Genomic DNA, 16,386 nt, shown 5'->3' on the forward strand with positions numbered 1-16,386 from the left:
AGGGCCTGTCCCACAAAATGTTACTTAAGTGACTTGACGGTCTTCTGAAGCTGCGCCTGGTCCAGCGCCTGCTTGGCCTCGGGCGGCATGTAGTTTTCATCGTGTTTGGCCAGCACTTCGGTGGCGGTGAATTTGCCGTCGGCGTCGATCTTGCCTTGCGCCACCACGCCCTTGCCCTCTTTGAACAGGTCCGGCAGGATGCCGGTGTAAGCCACGGCCATGTCCTTGGCGGTATCGGTGACCACAAAGTTGACGGTCAGGTTGTCGCGCTTGACGCTGCCGGGCTTGACCAGGCCGCCAATCCGGAAGGTCCGGTTCTTGGGCGCCTCGCCCGCCGCCACCTGGGTCGGCGAGAAGAAAAACACCAGGTTGCTCTGAAAGGCATTGAGCACCAGATAGGCCGCAACACCCAGTGCAGCCAGGCCGCCGATGATGATGGCGGCACGTTTGTGACGAGGCTTCATGACGAGTTTCTTTCCGACAATAGTTCACTGCGCAAGTTGCGCAGAATGTTTTTCCGCTGGGCCCGCAGCAGCAGCACTTCGCCGGCCACCACCACGGCGGTCAAGCCGAAGCTGCCCCAGACATAGAAGGCGTAGCCGCCCATGGCGAAAAATTCCGAAACGCTATTCCACTGCATGTTTCACCCACTCCGTATGACGTTCACGGTCAAGAATAATGTTGCGCACCCGCAGCAAGGCGATGGTGATGGCGTACATCCAGCAAGCCACCACCATGATCAGCATGCCCGACAACATGGTGGCCGCCATCGACGGCGCCCGCGTCAAGGACACCGAGGCGCCCTGGTGCAAGGTGTTCCACCACTTGACTGAAAAATAGATGATGGGCACGTTCACCACGCCCACCAGGGCCAGCACGGCACAGGCTTTGTCGGCGCGGCGCGGGTCGTCGATGCTGGACTGCAGGGCCAGAAAGCCCAGGTACAGGAACAGCAGGATCAACTCGGATGTCAAGCGTGCATCCCAGACCCACCAGGCACCCCACATCGGTTTCCCCCACAAAGCCCCGGTGGCCAGCGACAGGAAGGCGAACAGGGCGCCGGTGGGGGCCAGCGCCGAGGCCATCATGCCCGACAGCCGGGTGTTGAAGGCCAGGCCGAAGCCAGCCCAGGCGGCCATCACCAGGTAGATGAACATCGACATCTGCGACGCCGGCACGTGGACGAAGATGATGCGGTAGCCTTCGCCCTGCTGCGCGTCGGTGGGCGCGACAAAGAACGAAATCCACAAACCTACCGCCGTCAATACGGTTGCCAGTATTGCAAACCAGGGCCACATGCGGCCGGCCAGATAATAGAAGTTCTGCGGCGAGGCAAACTTGAACCAGTGAATCGTTTGAGTGTTCATTCCAGGGAAATCCTCAAGGCAGTCTTGGTGGCCAAAGGTGCAAAAAAGACCGACAGCACCAGCATGGCTGCCAGCAATGACAGGTGGCCGCCAAAACCAAGGCCGGCGGCATCGGCTTCCACTGCGCCGGCGCCAAATATCAACACCGGAATATACAGTGGCAGGATTAACAACGACAGCAATACCCCTGCACCGCGTACGCCCAAGGTCAGGGCCGCGCCAATGCTGCCGATCAGACTCAGGGTCGGTGTGCCCAGCAACAGGGTCAGCATCAAAATGCCCAGTGAGCGCGGCTCCAGCCCGAACTGCAAGCCCAGCACCGGCGCCATCAGCACCAGCGGCAGGCCCGACAACAAGAAGTGCGACAGCGCCTTGGCCACCACCAGCAGACCCAGCGGCGTGCTGGAGAGCGCCATCTGCTCCAGCGAGCCGTCGGCGTAATCGGTGGCAAACAGGCGTTGCAGGGACAGCATGGCCGCCAGCAGGGCGCTGACCCACAGCACGCCCGGCGCCATGCGCAGCAAGAGTGCCGATTCCGGCCCGACGCCCAGCGGGAACAGACTGGCGATGACGACAAAAAACACCAGCGGCGTCAGCACTTCGCCTTTTTGCCGCATCGCCACCGCCACCTCGCGGCGCAGTACTGCCAGCATGACGCTCGCCATTCCAAGTTTCTTCATGCGCGCAACTCCAGCAGTTGCGCCGGCACGGAGCCGATGTCCACCAACTGGTGACTGGTCAGAACGGCCAGCCCGCCGCGGCCCAGATGCGCCGCGATCAGGTCGGCCAGCATGCGCACGCCGGCTTCGTCCATCGCCACAAACGGCTCGTCCAGCACCCACAGCCTAGCCTGGCTCAAGGCCAGCCGGGACAGTGCGACGCGACGTTTTTGTCCCTGCGACAAGTGCCTGACCAATTGGCCCCCGCGGCCGCGCACGCCAAAGTCCGCCAGCACCTGCTGCCTTTGCGCCGCTTCGGTGGCGTTGCCGGCCAGGGCAGCGGTAAAAATCAGGTTCTCGTCGACCGTCATGGACTCCTGCAAGGCGTTCAGATGACCCAGGTAACACAGGTCTTCACGGTAGGCCTCGTGCTGCGCGTGAATCGACGTGCCGTTCCAGAGAATTTGCCCGGCCTCGATCGGCGCCAGACCGCACACCATGCGCAGCAGACTGGTCTTGCCGACGCCGTTGGCACCGGTCACATAGAGCCAGCGCCCGGCTTCCAGTACACAATCAATGCCCTGAAAAAGTTGCCGACCCCCCCGACTGCATGCAAGCTTGGAAAATGAGAGAGTTGGCGCAGTTTTCAATTCTGGTCAGGGGTAAAGGGGAAGGCCAATTTTACGGCAAGGGTGGGTCCGATTATTGACGTTCATCAAAACTTTACGCTCCCTAATCCTCTGCTTGACACTCGGAAATTTCGAGCTTAATCGTAGTAACTTGTCACAAAAGTTTCAAATGGGTCCTGCTCCTTGCTCTCCAACTTCTGCTGTTCCAGCAGCGAAGTTTGCACGCTGGCCACGAATTTGGCGTTGCTGACATCGTCCAGCGGTTGCGCCAGCAATTCGCTGAGGTGCTGTTGCGACAGTTGCAGCGCGTAGCTGAAAAAGCCGCCATGTTCCCGCGCCCCGGCCAGCACCTGGGCCGAGGGCGTGCTGTCGGGCTGATCGATGCGGCCGCGCAAACCTTGCAGCGTGCTGCTGTAGCGCTTGCCGCCGTAGGCCGCGTCCAGCATTTCGGCAAACGGCTGCATGTCGTCGAACAACTCGTGCGCCAGTGGGCGAAACGGCTGCTCGCGGTTGTGCGCCAGCAATTGCAGGCCGGGCTGGCGGCCACGATTCACGACGCGGCGCTTGTTCTCGTCGTTCTCGCTTTGCTCGCGGCTGGTAATGGGCGGGCTGTCGCGGAACAAGCACATCAGCAGCAACACGTCGGCAAAGGTGCTTTGCTCGGGGGCAATGCCGATGTCGATGAACGGGTTCAGGTCGAACAAGCGCATCTCCACATACTCGACGCCGTAGCGCTGCAGCGCCTTGGCCGGGCGTTCGCCCAGTTTGCCGATGCGTTTGGGGCGCATGCTGGCGTAAAACTCGCTTTCGGTTTGCAGCAGGTTGGCGTTGAGCTGCTTCCAGCGAGGGCCGTCGCGCACGCCCAGTTCCTCATAAAACGGATCGGGCGTGCGGATCGCCGCCTCCAGTGCCTGGGTGTACTCGGCCAGCGAATTGACGCTGACGCGCAGGTTGGCCTGGGCCCGGTTGTGGTAACCCAGGTCGCTCATGCGCAGACTGGTGGCGTAAGGGCCGTAGCGGGTGCCGGGGACCAGTTCCGGCAAATCGGATGATTGCCCTTGCAGAAACGATTCGCAGATGGCGGGTGAGGCGCCGAACAGGTAGGGAATCAGCCAGCCGTAGCGCAGAAAATTGCGGATCAAGCCGAAGTAGCGCTGGCTGACAAAATCTTCCAGCTTGCTGCCGCCCAGGCAGCAGTCTTTCAGCGCCAGCCAGAAGTCCGTCGGCAGCGACCAGTTGTAATGGGCCCCGGCAATGGTCTGCATCTTGCGGCCGTAGCGCAAACTCAGACCCTCGCGGTAAACGTACTTGAAGCGGGCCGCGTTGGAACTGCCGTAGTCGGCAATCGGGATGTCCTTGTCATCGCCCAGGACGCAAGGCATGGAGCCGGCCCACATCGCCTCACCGCCAAGGTGCGGCGCCACGTAGCGGTGAATGTCGCGCAGAAAGCGCAGCGGAAAGTCCGGGTCCTGCGACGGCGGCGTGATGAATTCGAGCAGCGCCTCGGAGTAGTCGGTGGTGATCCAGGGGTGCGTCAGCTTGGAGCCCAGCGCCAACGGGTGCGGTGTTTTGGCCAGGTGGCCAGCCGCGTCGACGCGCAGGCACTCGCGCTCGAAACCGCGCGTAATGCCGCGCAACACCTGCGCCTGGCCGCTGGTGAAAAATTGCTGGACCGCGTCGCAGCAGGTGAACTTCAACATGGATTTTTGCTTTCTAAAAGCTTGCGCGACGACCGCGGCTAAATGTCGATTATCTGGCGGGACGGCTGCCTTTACACAGCAGGACCAGGCCGCGCCCCAACACTTTGAAACGGCTGGAAGTATGGCAGTTTTTGGGCGCAAGCCAGGGGCTCCCTATGAAAGTCAAGCCCTAAGTACAAACACCAAGAAGTTATGGAATCGTTTCCATGATAATAAGTCCAACCAGCACGAATAAGGCGCGCCAATAAGCGCCAACGTGAGATGAGGGAGGACTCATGAAGAGTTGGCCAGAGGATTTGCTCGGTACCACCGGGGGCGTGCCGTGCGAGCATGCGACGTTTAAAAAAATCGAAGCTGGCGCGCGGGCGCTGGGCTTCGAGCACTGCGCCCTTGGACTGCGTGCTGCGCAGCCGTTCTCCGGTTCCAGGGCCATCGTCCTGAACCACTACGCCGCGCCATGGTGGGTCCGATACATCAGTGAGGGCTCACTGCACACCGATTCAACCGTCTTGCACGGTCGTCGCACCCACACCCCGCTCAATTGGAATGACAAGGTCTCTGGCTCCGCGCGTCAGCTATGGGATGAAGCCCAGCGCTGCGGCCTGCGTGTCGGCTGGACGCAGTCGAGTTTGGAGGTTATCGGTGTCGCTGACATGCTGACCCTGTCGCGTTCACGCGAAGTGCGGTCTGCGGTGGAACTGGCAAGCCAGGAAATCAAGCTGCGCTGGCTGGTCAATGTCTCGCATCTGACTTTGTCCGGGATATTCGTGTCCAGGCTGCGGGAGCAGATCCCATTGACGGCCAGAGAAATCGAGGTCCTGCGCTGGAGCGCAGACGGCAAAACCTCCGGCCAGATTTCAGAAATCCTGGCTGTGTCCGAAAACACGGTGAACTTTCACGTCAAGAATGCCGTGGCAAAGCTTCAGACCGCGAACAAGACGGCCGCCGTTGCCCGCGCTGCAAAGCTTGGTTTTTTGAACTGAGCAGCCGTTCGCCCCAATTCACTTTCAAAACCTACCAGATTTGGTAGTTACCAAGACTTGTTCTTCGTGATCTGATTGCCCTCAGTTCTATAAGGGAGACGAGGTGCACATTGTGGCGGGCATGTCAGCCGAGCTAGCGGTGGCTTTATGAAGCTGTTCCGGCAGGAAGTCCACGTCGCGCAAGCCGCCCAATGGCTGGGCAGTGTGCGCCTGCATAGGCCCTTGTCGTTCACACTGGTCACCACAGTGGCGCTGGGCATGGCGCTGGCGCTGGTCGCCTTTGCGGCCTGGGGTGAAGTCAACCGCAAAGCCCGCTTGAGCGGCCTGCTGGTGCCCAGCCAGGGTAGCCTCAACATCACCGCGCAGCAGTCTGGCGTCTTGATGGAACTTCTCATCACCGAAGGTCAAACAGTCCAAGCAGGCGACGTGCTACTGGTGCTTAACACCGAACACCGCAGCCTGCTGCAAGGCGCTGTTGGTGACACCAGTGAGCGTGCCGCCCGGCAAATAGAGGCGCGTCGACAAACCCTGAGCACTGAGCAAACCCTGCGCGAGTTGCAAACCCGGCAACGCGAACAAGTGCTGGCCGACCGCATCCGCACTCTGCAAGCCGAATTGCGTCAGGCGGAAGAAGAACGCAGCCTGCAACAGCGCCGCGTGCAACTCGCTCGCGGCACCCTGGCGCGCAACGAGCAATTGGCCGCCGAGGGCTTCGTCGCCCCCGCCCAGGTGCAAACCCGACAGGAAGAACTGATAGACGCCGACGGCCGGCTGCAAGCACTGGAGCGCTCACGCCTGGCTCTTCAACACGACCTGCAAGCGCTACGCGGTGAGCGCACCGCGCTGAGTGCCCAACTCGAGAGCGACCTGAACCTGATCGAGCGCAATCGCTCCAGCCTGGATCAGGAGATGAGCGAAAACGCCGCGCGCAAAAGCACCGTCATCACCGCGCCTTATGCCGGCACCGTGACCGCGTTGAATCTCACTGTGGGCCAATCCGTGCAGACCGGCCAGACCCTGGCCACGCTGGTGCCGCAGGCTGCAACTGGCAGCGGTGGTGCCAGCAAGGGTGCAGCACTGCAAGCCCACCTATTCGCCCCCAGCCGCACCGCAGGCTTTGTGCGCCCCGGGCAAAGCGTGTACCTGCGCTACGCCGCCTACCCGTATCAGAAGTTCGGCCTGTACACCGGACACATCACCGCTGTTTCCGCAACCCCCTTCGCCCCCAGCGAATTGCCGTCCAACTTGAGCCAGCAACTCATCGCCCAGGTGGGTAGTAGCGAGGCGTTGTACCGCATCAACGTACAACTGGACGCGCAAGATATCAAAGCCTACGGCGAAACAATGCCACTCAAGCCCGGTCTAACGCTGGAAGCCGACGTGTTGCAGGAACGCAGAAAAGTATGGGAATGGGTGCTGGAGCCTGTGCTGGCAGCACGGCAGCAGATGTGGGTTCTGAATGCTGATCCGAACAAAGGACGCGCAGGCGGCTGAGGCGGCGGACGGTGTTGGGGAGGTGAAAGGTCGACGCCATTTTCGACCGATATTCTGGAGAATCTATGAAAGTACTGTGTAAACGTGAATTGGCCTATATTTCTGGTGGCAACGCTCAAGATACGGTGTACGGTAATCCCGGTGCCACATCCTCTAACCCCTCAACTTGGGGGCCCTCCTATTGGGCGTCATCCGAATCCTATGGCTATGCTGAGGGCGGTCCAATCTGCACAACCTCCACCGTGGTAACTACTGCTCAAAATTACGTGACTACCAAAACTTCGCCTGGATGCGTGGTTACCTCAAATCCGCCCTTTATAAGTTGCAGCGTCGGTATGCCGAGTACGACCAATACAACAAGCGGTGGAGTAACTACAACAATAACCTGCGTGACTAAATAAAGAAGAGGTTACGCATTTTAAGAAACTTAAAATGCGTAACTCGTTATAAGGTAAGCCCCCGGCTAAGCCGGGGGACTCACACAGGTTTGACCGTTTGAAGCGGTCGTAGATGCTTCGATTCCGACCAAGGAAAAGGAGCATCGGATGAAAGAGTATCAGAGCTTGGCGCATACGCGCTGGGATTGCAAATATCACGTGGTATTTATACCCAAGAAGAGGAAGAAGGCGATATTCGGGGCAATCAGAAGACACTTGGGGCAAGTGTTGCACGAGTTGGCGCAGCAAAAGGAATGCAAGATTGTGGAAGGGCATTTGATGCCAGATCACGTGCACATGTGCTTGAGCATTCCACCCAAGCATTCAGTGAGCTACGTGATGGGGTTCATCAAGGGGAAAAGCGCCATCAGCATAGCTCGAAATTTCTCAGGCAAGACGAGGAACTTCACGGGGGAGAATTTTTGGGCCAGAGGCTACTATGTCTCTACGGTGGGGTTAGATGAAGAGATGATACGGGCCTACATCAGGCATCAGGAAAGCGAGGACGAACGATATGACCAACTCAAGCTTGCGATGTGAAGTCGCCTTTAGGCGACGCCATCTTTTTGCCCCTTTTAGGGGCTAACAAATCAAGCCCCCGGCTTTGCCGGGGGTACCTGACTTTCATGAAATATAGTATGAAGCATGTAAATCAACTTCTGAAACTCGTGGTGTTTTTTCTGTCGATGGTTGCAAGTGCATCCGCATGTGAATCAAAAATAATTGAAAATTCAATACAGATAGGATTCATTGGGTGCATCTCAAGAGAGAGTGCAGATATTTTGATTGAGGCAATAAGACGCAGCCCTAGGGATTTAGTTGTTCAATCAGAAGGTGGTGATGTTGAGGCTGCTCTAAGAGTGGCAAATGAACTTCACCAGAAGAATCTATCTATCATTATCCGTGGATATTGTCATTCCTCTTGTGCAAACTATTTAATTCCTGCCGCAAAAATCGTTACCATAGAGGGCGATTCAACTATTGTTTACCATGGTGACGCAAGGACGTCGCTCACAGCATTTATGGATATAAGTGGAAATTATGTAGATCCCATGCTTCTTTCGAAGTTGCGTGAATTAACTGAAGCGGAAAAGCGTCTCGAAGAAATCATTCCCAAAGTGGCCTTGATTCACTTTCTTCAAAGCATTTCAATAGGGCAACCTAATCAGAAATTTTCAATCAAGTTTGATGGGTATTTATACACCTGCAAAGGACTTGGTCAACTGCTTTGGTCACCTTCCATGCAGGTTATGAGGAAATTAAAAATTGTTGATCGAGTTGTTCCGGTTAATGAGGTAATGATTCCAGAAATTAGATTTCGACAATTCAATGTCGCCGTCAGCATGCCGATCCACGGAAATAGTCCTATGGAATTGTGCGAAAAACTGTCTACAGAATAATATATATTCGCTAAATTGACGTGAAATCGAAAATCCAACCCGCAGCTCTGGTTGCGTTCTGCGCCAAGGAAGTTGCACACCCTCTGGTGGCATGGGTAAATCAGAAAATATTTTCTCCATCGGAGGCAGTAAGCCATGCCGGATGTATGGCCCAGGGGCAGGAGACTGAAGCTGACTATCTCACCGCGCAACGTGTGCTGAATGCCGACCGTTACGGCGGTTATGGCGTTGGTTACTGCGGTGGAAGTGCCCGGTGTGGCGCTTGTGGTGACATCCAGATCAAGGGCGTTGGTCTGACACCGTTAATGGGTAGCCAACCCGGCGCACCTGTTGACCCCTGGCACAGTAGCGGCACGGTTACCATGAATGAAGCCGGGCGCGAGGCCATCTGGAGTGGTATTTGTGATGCTGCATTGCCCTTTGGCGCCGTGCCCACACTGGCCGTTGTGCTCACCGGTACGCAATGCTTGCGTACTGACACGGCTCCGGGGGTGACGGTACTCAACCGTCGCGCGCTCATCATGCGAGCCATGGCATTGCGTCCAGCCCACTTTATGCGCAATGTTCACTTCAAAACTGCTTTGATGCCCGGTGCTGGTGTGTGCGAAGACTACCAGCGCGTGAGCAGCATGATCGCCTCGTTGCCTGCAGCTCTTGTGGATGCGTTTGGTGATGGTCTGAATGGTGAGTCTGCTACCGCAAGGGTCAACATGGGGCTGAAGCTGATGGCGCGCCGCTTTGCCGCTCAGGTAGCTGCTGCCTTTGCCAAACGGCTGTACCACAGCAGCTTGAACTGCTCCAACATTGCATTGGATGGGCGATACCTGGACTTTGGCACCATGACCGCCGTTAGCGCATACCGCCGGCAAGCGGGTTCGCCCCTTTGGCCCGACTTTTGGAGCCAGCACACCCCATTGTTGCGAACGCTGACTTACCTGTTGTTCCATGTGGGCAAGTACTTGGACTGCCCGGATATCAAGAGCCTTGTTTCTCCGGCAGACCTTACAGTCCAATTCAACGATGCACTGCAACAGCGCATGGAAATTGAGATGCTGAAACAAACAGGCATCCCTGAGCAAGCAATAAGTGTCTATTCCCCAACACTACGAAGCCGTGCCCACCGTTGCTTCAAAGCCATTTACACGTGTGGTGCCAACACGTCGTTCGTGTGGCGCGGAGACGATGACCCCAGCATGATAGGCGTGCAGCCGCTGCAAAGTCTCGGGCGCTATGACTTGAACGACATATTGATCAAGGCTGCACCGTGTCGCGATGCCGTACAACTGCAAGGTACCGTAGCGGCGCTGATTGACGATGCGGCGTTGGCGGCAGAATTTTGCGCCGTTTACACCGATTTGGTGGACTGGTTTTTGGCTTCGCAGCCCGGCATGGATGCCGTGATGGCGAGGCAGTTTCTTGCCCGCCAAGCGACAAGGCTCAATGCCGATGTGTCGCACCTGACGCGCGAGGCGCTGGACGCAGCCATGGCCACTTTTGAAGAAGATCCCGGCGGCCTGGGCGCATTCATTGATAGCACCATTTGTCATGCAAAAGAAATCATGTGTGATGAGCCGCCCGAGTTGGTCATGCCCCAAGGGCGGCGCATCAAGGGGCTCAATGCCCAACTGGAGGCACTATGCGTTACAGCGTAAGCACTGTTACAGGTAAGGCTGAGAATGCCGACACGCACCGCGCCGCGCTGGTTGGCTTTGTGTGCCAGCTTGGCGCCCAAAGCCCTGTGCATGCCAACTTGCCGCTTGGGCGCACTCTCAGCCAGCTGGTTTCACCGGTTGAGGTGGAGCAGTACAAGCTGTATTTCAATGACTTTGGTCAGTGCGTAGGCTTTGTCACATGGGCCATGCTGGCTCCCGATGTGGAAAAACGACTTCTGCTCGGTGAAGATTACGACCTGCGGACCTGCGAATGGAACGAGGGCGCCAGCCTGTGGATTATGGATATGGTGGTTCCACATGGTTCCATCAAGCACGTATTGGAAGACATGCGCGACAAGCTGTTCAAAGACTTCGATACGCTGACCTACTTTCGCATCAAGAATAGAAAGCGCATCTTTAAACGAGTGAGCCGGGCCGACGGCGGATATTTTTTTCGCGACGCACCATCGCAAGCTACCGCCCGAGCGTTAGCACCGGTGCAGCCGGCTTCCGCATAGTCCGACCGCGTGACCCCCATCCTCCAATCCGAATCCAGCGAATGCGCGCTGGCCAGTCTGGCCATGGTGGCCAACGCGCATCGCCTGCATGTGGACTTGGCCGAGTTGCGCCGTCGCTTCCCCGTGTCCCTGAAGGGGGCCACGCTCAAGCAACTCATCTCCCACGCCGCAACCCTCAATTTCAGCAGCCGTCCCTTGCGCCTGGAGATGGACGAGCTGGCGCAACTGCAGCTGCCCTGCATCCTGCACTGGGACTTGAACCACTTTGTGGTGCTCAAAAAGGTCGGCCGGCGGGCAATCACTATCCTGGACCCTGCTGTGGGCGAGCGTAGCTTGCCCTTGGCAGAGGCCTCACGCCACTTTACCGGCGTGGCACTGGAACTCACGCCCAATGCCGACTTCAAACCCGCCGATGAGCTCCAGCGCGTGGCGTTGTCGGCACTCACCGGCAAGGTGCTGGGCCTGAAGCGTTCATTGCTACAAATCTTTGCCCTGGCTGTGGTGCTGGAGTTGTTTGCCATCACCTCCCCCTTGCTGAATCAGTTGGTGGTGGACGACGCCATCGCCACGCACGATGCTGATTTGTTGTCGGTGTTGATCGTGGGCTTTGCTCTACTGATGCTGATCCAGACCGGCATCGGCCTGGCCCGTAGCTGGATGGTGATGATATTGGGAATGTCCTTGAGCCTGCAATGGGCCAGCAATGTGTTTGCGCACATGGTCAAGCTGCCGGTGGAATATTTCGAGAAGCGCCATTTGGGCGATGTGGTGTCCCGCTTTGGTTCGGTCGGCACGATCCAGAAGACGCTGACCACCAGCGTGATTGAAGCCGTTCTGGACGGCATCATGGGCCTGGCGGCACTGGGCATGATGCTGTTGTATTCCCTGCAACTGACTGCCATCGTGGTCGGCTCCGTGCTCCTGTATGGCCTGATCCGCTGGGTTGCCTACAGCCCGTTTCGCGATGCGGCGGCGGAGCGTCTGATTGTCTCGGCTCGGGAGAACACCCATTTTCTGGAAACCCTGCGTGCTATCACGCCGCTCAAGCTCTTTGGCCGCGAGCAGGAGCGCCGCGCGCGCTGGCAAAACTTGCTGGTGGAAGTGCAAAACCGCGACGTACGCACCGCCAAGATGAGTATCGGCTTCTCCACTGCCAACACCTTGGTGTCTGGCGTTGAGAACCTGTTGGTGTTCTGGATTGGTGCGGGTCTGGTGATGCAGACCGGTACTACTGCTGGCGGGACGGTATCGCCCTTTACGATCGGGATGCTGTTTGCCTTCATCAGCTACAAAGGTCAATTCACGGGCCGGGTGTCGGCGCTCATCAACTATGCAGTCGAGATCAAGATGCTCAGCCTGCACGCCGAACGCCTGGGCGATATTGTGCTGGAGACGCCGGAGAAAAACGAGGTGCCCGCCAACGAGCTGACGCATCTGGCGCCCAGCATTGAACTGCGCAATGTGAGCTTTCGCTACGGGGAGGGCGAGCCCTGGATTCTGAAAGACACCAACCTGCTGTTAAAAGCGGGCGAAAGCGTGGCCATTGTCGGCCCCAGCGGTTGTGGCAAGACCACCTTGCTGAAAGTGCTGCTGGGTTTGTTACCTCCCCAAGAAGGCGAGGTGTTGTACGGCGGCATCCCGGTCAAGCACCTGGGGCTGCAAAACTACCGGCAACGCATAGGCACCGTGATGCAGGAAGACGTGCTGCTGGCCGGCAGCATTGCGGACAACATCAGCTTCTTTGACGTGCGGTCCAATGAGGAACGCGTCCTGGCCTGCGCCGGAATAGCCGCGGTGCATGAAGACATTGCCAAAATGCCAATGGGCTATCAGACGTTGGTGGGCGACATGGGATCAAGCCTCTCGGGTGGGCAAAAGCAACGCGTCCTGCTGGCGCGGGCCTTGTACAAAAATCCCAAAGTGCTGGCGCTGGACGAGGCCACCAGCCACCTGGACATTGCCAACGAGCAGCGTGTCACCCAAGCCCTGGCGCAGATGAGCTTGACGCGCATCGTGGTGGCGCACCGGCCCGAGACCATCGCCGGCGCGCAGCGGGTGGTGGTATTGCAGCAGGGCAAGGTGCTTGAGGTGCTGCGTGAGGCGAGTCAAATCACAGCTTGATACCTGTAGTCCCAACAATTGTTCGAAAGCAAACCTGCATGACCCTCCTCAACCGCAAATCATTCTGGGCCGTGTTGCTGGCACTGGCCGTCGCCTCGGCCGGCACTGCCCTGTGGCTGTTCCCACGTGCCATGCCGCTGCTTCAGTTGAACGTCAGCATGTCGCGCGACCAGGCGCTGGCTGCGGCCGAAGCCCTGCAAACGCAGCGCTTTGCGGAACTTGCCACGACGCGCGCGGTGGCCCGTTTCGACCACGACGCCAGCCTGCAAAACTACGTCGAGCTGGAGGGCGGCGGCGTGGACGCCTTCACCGGCTTGCTGGGCCGGCAATTCATCGCGCCCTACCACTGGACGGTGCGGCGTTTTGCCGAGTCGCAGGAGGACGAGCTGAGCGTGCGCTTCACGCCCGAAGGCCGGGCCTACGGCTTCACACGCAAGGTTCCGGAAAAAGCGCCTGGCGCGGCGCTGACCGAGGCCGCCGCGCGCACGCTGGCCGAGAGCGGCGCCCGCAGCTTGTTGGGCGATGCGCTGTGGGCCGCCTACGCGCCGCAAAGCGCGTCGCAAATCACCCGTCCCGGCGGGCGCATAGACCACAGCTTTGTCTACGAGCACCGAACCGAGCAACGGGGCGAGGCGCGCTTTCGGCTCAAGCTGGTGGTGGCCGGAGACCGCTTGGTGGAGGTCGCGCCCTATGCTTTTGTGCCGCAGGCCTTTGCGCAGCGTTTTGCCCAGTTGCGCAGCGGCAATGAAACCATCGCCAAGGTTGCCACCATTGCCATGACCAGCTTGTTCGGCCTGGGCGGGCTGCTGGGTGGCTGGTTGTGGCTGACGCGCCGTGGCGGCCTGGCCTGGCGCGGCGCACTGCGTGCCGCCGGCGTCGTCGGCCTGTTGCTGGCGGCGGCAGTGCTGTCGAACATTCCGCAGAGCTGGTTTGGCTATGCCACCACCGATTCCGTCAGCAGCTTCCTGTGGCGCAACGCCGCCGCCGTCTTCGGCACGGGGATTGGCAGCACACTGATACTGGGCCTGATCTTTGTCGTGGCCGAGGGCTTGAGCCGGCGCGCCTTTGCCCAGCAGCCGCGGCTGTTCGGTTTTTGGAGCGTGGCGGCGGCAGCCAGCCCGCAGGCGCTGGGGCGCACGCTGGGCGGTTACGCCTGGACCGGTTTTGAATTGTTGCTGGTGGCGGGGTTTTATCTTGTCGCGCGAACCCAGTTCGGCTGGTGGGTGCCGGCCGAATCGCTGAGCGACCCCAACATCCTGTCCGCTTGGCGTCCGGCGCTGGGTCCGATTGCCCAGGCCTTGATGGCCGGCACCTCGGAAGAAGCGCTGTTTCGCGCCGTGCCGCTGGCCGGCGCCGCCTTGATCGGTCAGTGGCTGGGCTGGCGGCGCAGCAGCATCGCCGTGGCGCTGGTGCTGCAGGCACTGGTGTTTGCCGGCGGCCATGCCGGCTACCCCGGCCTGCCCAGCTACAGCCGGGTGCTCGAATTGTTTTTCCCAGCCCTGGTATGGGGATTGATTTTTCTGCGCTTCGGTTTGGTACCCTGCATCGTGATGCATTTCAGCTTCGACCTGACGCTGATGAGTCTGCCGCTGTTCGTGGCGACCGACGCACGCCTGTGGCTGGACCGCGCCTTGGTGCTGTTGGCCGGTCTGCTGCCGCTGTTGATGCTGGCGCGCGCCCGCTTCAAACAGGGCTATCTGGCTGAGCTGCCACAGGCCCTGCGCAACGGCGAGGAGGTGGTGGAACAGGCCGCCGCCCCGGCCGGCGATGAGCCGACGCTGCCACCGCCACTGCTTGTACCGGCCACTGCCGGCCGGCCATGGTGGCTAGGCCGTACACCGTTGGCGCTGGCCGCCGTGCTGGGTGCGCTGGCGCTGTGGCTGTGGCAGGCACCCCAGGTCGGCACGCCGCCCTTCACGCTGGACCACGCCGCTGCCGTGGCCCGCGCCGAGAGCGTGCTGGCCCAGCGCGGAGTGCGGCTGGACGCCGGCTGGAAGCGCCTGGCCATTGTGCGGCCAGTGGCAGGGGGCGATGACAAGACGGTGCGCTTTGTCTGGCGCGAGGCGGGAGCACAGGTGTTTGCCAAATTATTGGGCAGCACCTTGTTGCCGCAGCATTGGCAAGTGCTGTTCAAGCACGTCAGCGGGCCGGTGGAAGAGCGCACGGAAGTCTGGGAAGTGGCGTTGACTGGCCAAGGCGAGGTGTTGGCAGTGGAACACCACCTGCCGGAAGGCCGCCCCGGTGCCCACCTGAGCCGCGAACAGGCGCAAGCCCTGGTGCAGAACTTCATGGCCAGCCAGCCGGCGCTGGCGAACCGGCCGTGGGAACTGGCCTCGGTACAGCAGAAGGAGCGTCCGGCGCGGCGCGATTGGACTTTTTATTGGGACGACAAGCAGGCCCTCAACGTGAAGGGCGGCACCAGCCGCGTGGCCGTCACTGTGCGCGGCGACGAAATGACCGCCTGGCAATACGTGTTTGTGCCCGACGCCTGGATACGCCAGCAGCAGGAAGCGGAGTCGGCCAAAACGCCGTTCAGGATTGCCGCCGGTGTGGCCGGCGCCGCACTGCTGCTGCTGATCCTGGGCGCGGCGCTGCGCCAAGTGGTGCAGGGCCGCTTGCATTGGCGCCAGGGTTTGACCTGGGCGGCGCTGTTTCTGGTCGCGGGGCTGGCGGACTACGCGCTCACCTTCGACCGCAAGGCGATGGGCTTCAACCTGGCGCAGGACTGGAACACGCAGTTGACCACCGGCGTGGCGCTGGCCGCCGCCGGCTTCCTGCTGGGGGCGGCGCTGCTGGGTTTGCTGGTGATGCGCCTGCACAGCAAGGAGCGCCCCGGTAACGCCAGCGTCGCCGGCGATCTGCTGCGCGGCCTGGGCCTGGCGCTGGCGCTCAAGGGTGTGGCAACTGGCCTGCAACATTTTTTTCCGGAGAACAGCCCCGGCTTGCCCGGCGTCGGTGCTTGGGACTCGGTGCAACCGCTTGTGACCACGGCAGCGCAGGGTCTCATGGGCCTCTGCCTGGCCGTTGCCACCATGGCGCTGATCCTGAGCGCCGTGCACTTTTGCCAGACCCGGCGGCGCCTGGTGTTGCTCTGGTCGTTGGGGCTGGTGGCGCTGATCTCGGGCGGCATCATCGCGGCTGAAAGCGTCACTGCCGGTGTCGCCCAGGTCGTGCCCGGGCTACTGAACGTGCTGACGCTGTGGGCATTGGTACGGCGCGGCGAGATCGGGGTAGCGCTGGCGATGGTGGCCCTGTCTGTCATCGCCAGCCTGCCGCAGTTGCTGGCCGCACCCATCGCCAATGCGGCAACGCATGCGGCAGTGACCTGCGCGCTGGCGGTAGGCCTGAGCTGGTGGGCTCTGCGCTACGGTCGAAGCCTGGGGCGGGGCTGAACTTCAGCGCTGGCGCAGGCCGAGGTTTGGCCGG

14 protein-coding genes are annotated in these 16,386 nt (G+C 60.1%); 8 read left to right on the top strand and 6 right to left on the bottom strand.

Annotation, left to right across the window (positions count from 1 at the left end; translation table 11 throughout):
• Nucleotides 1-20 precede the first annotated feature (20 nt).
• From ccmE to gshA, 6 genes are all read right to left on the bottom strand, one after another.
• Nucleotides 21-464 (bottom strand): cytochrome c maturation protein CcmE, encoded by a 444-nt coding sequence (gene ccmE / locus PHS32_RS08305; protein ID WP_301078453.1) that lies wholly within the window; start codon nt 462-464, stop codon nt 21-23.
• The gene (gene ccmD, locus PHS32_RS08310; RefSeq protein WP_301078454.1) at nt 461-640 is read right to left on the bottom strand and encodes a heme exporter protein CcmD; all 180 of its coding nucleotides are present in this window, start codon (nt 638-640) and stop codon (nt 461-463) included. The genes ccmE and ccmD overlap by 4 nt, the downstream gene beginning before the upstream one ends.
• On the bottom strand, nt 627-1,367 hold the full coding sequence (gene ccmC / locus PHS32_RS08315) for a heme ABC transporter permease CcmC (RefSeq protein ID WP_301078455.1): 741 nt from the start codon (nt 1,365-1,367) through the stop codon (nt 627-629). The genes ccmD and ccmC overlap by 14 nt, the downstream gene beginning before the upstream one ends.
• Entirely contained in the window at nt 1,364-2,047 is a 684-nt protein-coding gene (ccmB, locus tag PHS32_RS08320; RefSeq protein WP_301078456.1) for a heme exporter protein CcmB, read from the bottom strand. Before ccmB ends, ccmC begins: the two co-directional genes overlap by 4 nt.
• Nucleotides 2,044-2,676: a cytochrome c biogenesis heme-transporting ATPase CcmA gene (gene ccmA, locus PHS32_RS08325; protein ID WP_301078457.1), complete on the bottom strand. Its 633-nt coding sequence runs from the start codon at nt 2,674-2,676 to the stop codon at nt 2,044-2,046. The genes ccmB and ccmA overlap by 4 nt, the downstream gene beginning before the upstream one ends.
• 116 nt (nt 2,677-2,792) lie before the next feature.
• Complete coding sequence (gene gshA / locus PHS32_RS08330; protein ID WP_301078458.1) at nt 2,793-4,355, bottom strand: glutamate--cysteine ligase; 1,563 nt, start codon at nt 4,353-4,355, stop codon at nt 2,793-2,795.
• 296 nt (nt 4,356-4,651) lie between these two features.
• On the opposite strand from gshA, the gene PHS32_RS08335 reads away from it, so the two are divergent.
• From PHS32_RS08335 to PHS32_RS08370, 8 genes are all read left to right on the top strand, one after another.
• A complete protein-coding gene (locus tag PHS32_RS08335; protein ID WP_301078459.1) occupies nt 4,652-5,338 on the top strand; it encodes an autoinducer binding domain-containing protein in 687 nt (228 codons plus the stop codon).
• A 147-nt stretch (nt 5,339-5,485) separates the two neighbouring features.
• Nucleotides 5,486-6,832, top strand: coding sequence for an HlyD family efflux transporter periplasmic adaptor subunit (locus PHS32_RS08340; RefSeq protein ID WP_301078460.1), 1,347 nt, complete (start codon nt 5,486-5,488; stop codon nt 6,830-6,832).
• A 545-nt stretch (nt 6,833-7,377) separates the two neighbouring features.
• Nucleotides 7,378-7,809 (top strand): IS200/IS605 family transposase, encoded by a 432-nt coding sequence (gene tnpA, locus PHS32_RS08345; protein ID WP_301078461.1) that lies wholly within the window; start codon nt 7,378-7,380, stop codon nt 7,807-7,809.
• Nucleotides 7,810-7,907: 98 nt separating this feature from the next.
• Entirely contained in the window at nt 7,908-8,669 is a 762-nt protein-coding gene (locus tag PHS32_RS08350; protein ID WP_301078462.1) for a hypothetical protein, read from the top strand.
• Nucleotides 8,670-8,689: 20 nt separating this feature from the next.
• Nucleotides 8,690-10,321 carry a hypothetical protein gene (locus PHS32_RS08355; protein ID WP_301078463.1) on the top strand — a complete coding sequence of 544 codons (1,632 nt, stop codon included), beginning with the start codon at nt 8,690-8,692 and terminating at the stop codon, nt 10,319-10,321.
• Complete coding sequence (locus PHS32_RS08360) at nt 10,306-10,839, top strand: toxin-activating lysine-acyltransferase (protein WP_301078464.1); 534 nt, start codon at nt 10,306-10,308, stop codon at nt 10,837-10,839. Before PHS32_RS08355 ends, PHS32_RS08360 begins: the two co-directional genes overlap by 16 nt.
• A gap of 9 nt (nt 10,840-10,848) precedes the next feature.
• Nucleotides 10,849-12,960 (top strand): peptidase domain-containing ABC transporter, encoded by a 2,112-nt coding sequence (locus PHS32_RS08365; protein WP_301078465.1) that lies wholly within the window; start codon nt 10,849-10,851, stop codon nt 12,958-12,960.
• A gap of 38 nt (nt 12,961-12,998) precedes the next feature.
• A complete protein-coding gene (locus tag PHS32_RS08370; protein WP_301078466.1) occupies nt 12,999-16,352 on the top strand; it encodes a type II CAAX endopeptidase family protein in 3,354 nt (1,117 codons plus the stop codon).
• The last annotated feature ends 34 nt before the right edge of the window (nt 16,353-16,386 follow it).

The organism is Rhodoferax sp. (genome assembly GCF_028714215.1).
Classification (GTDB): Bacteria; Pseudomonadota; Gammaproteobacteria; order Burkholderiales; family Burkholderiaceae_C; genus Rhodoferax.

Excerpts from the sequence above, each read along its gene's own strand:
- ccmE (WP_301078453.1), bottom strand. The coding sequence starts at position 464 with ATGAAGCCTCGTCACAAACGTGCCGCCATCATCATCGGCGGCCTGGCT.
- PHS32_RS08370 (WP_301078466.1), top strand. The coding sequence starts at position 12,999 with ATGACCCTCCTCAACCGCAAATCATTCTGGGCCGTGTTGCTGGCACTG.
- ccmB (WP_301078456.1), bottom strand. The coding sequence starts at position 2,047 with ATGAAGAAACTTGGAATGGCGAGCGTCATGCTGGCAGTACTGCGCCGC.
- PHS32_RS08360 (WP_301078464.1), top strand. The coding sequence starts at position 10,306 with ATGCGTTACAGCGTAAGCACTGTTACAGGTAAGGCTGAGAATGCCGAC.
- ccmD (WP_301078454.1), bottom strand. The coding sequence starts at position 640 with ATGCAGTGGAATAGCGTTTCGGAATTTTTCGCCATGGGCGGCTACGCC.
- tnpA (WP_301078461.1), top strand. The coding sequence starts at position 7,378 with ATGAAAGAGTATCAGAGCTTGGCGCATACGCGCTGGGATTGCAAATAT.
- ccmC (WP_301078455.1), bottom strand. The coding sequence starts at position 1,367 with ATGAACACTCAAACGATTCACTGGTTCAAGTTTGCCTCGCCGCAGAAC.
- gshA (WP_301078458.1), bottom strand. The coding sequence starts at position 4,355 with ATGTTGAAGTTCACCTGCTGCGACGCGGTCCAGCAATTTTTCACCAGC.
- PHS32_RS08340 (WP_301078460.1), top strand. The coding sequence starts at position 5,486 with ATGAAGCTGTTCCGGCAGGAAGTCCACGTCGCGCAAGCCGCCCAATGG.
- PHS32_RS08350 (WP_301078462.1), top strand. The coding sequence starts at position 7,908 with ATGAAGCATGTAAATCAACTTCTGAAACTCGTGGTGTTTTTTCTGTCG.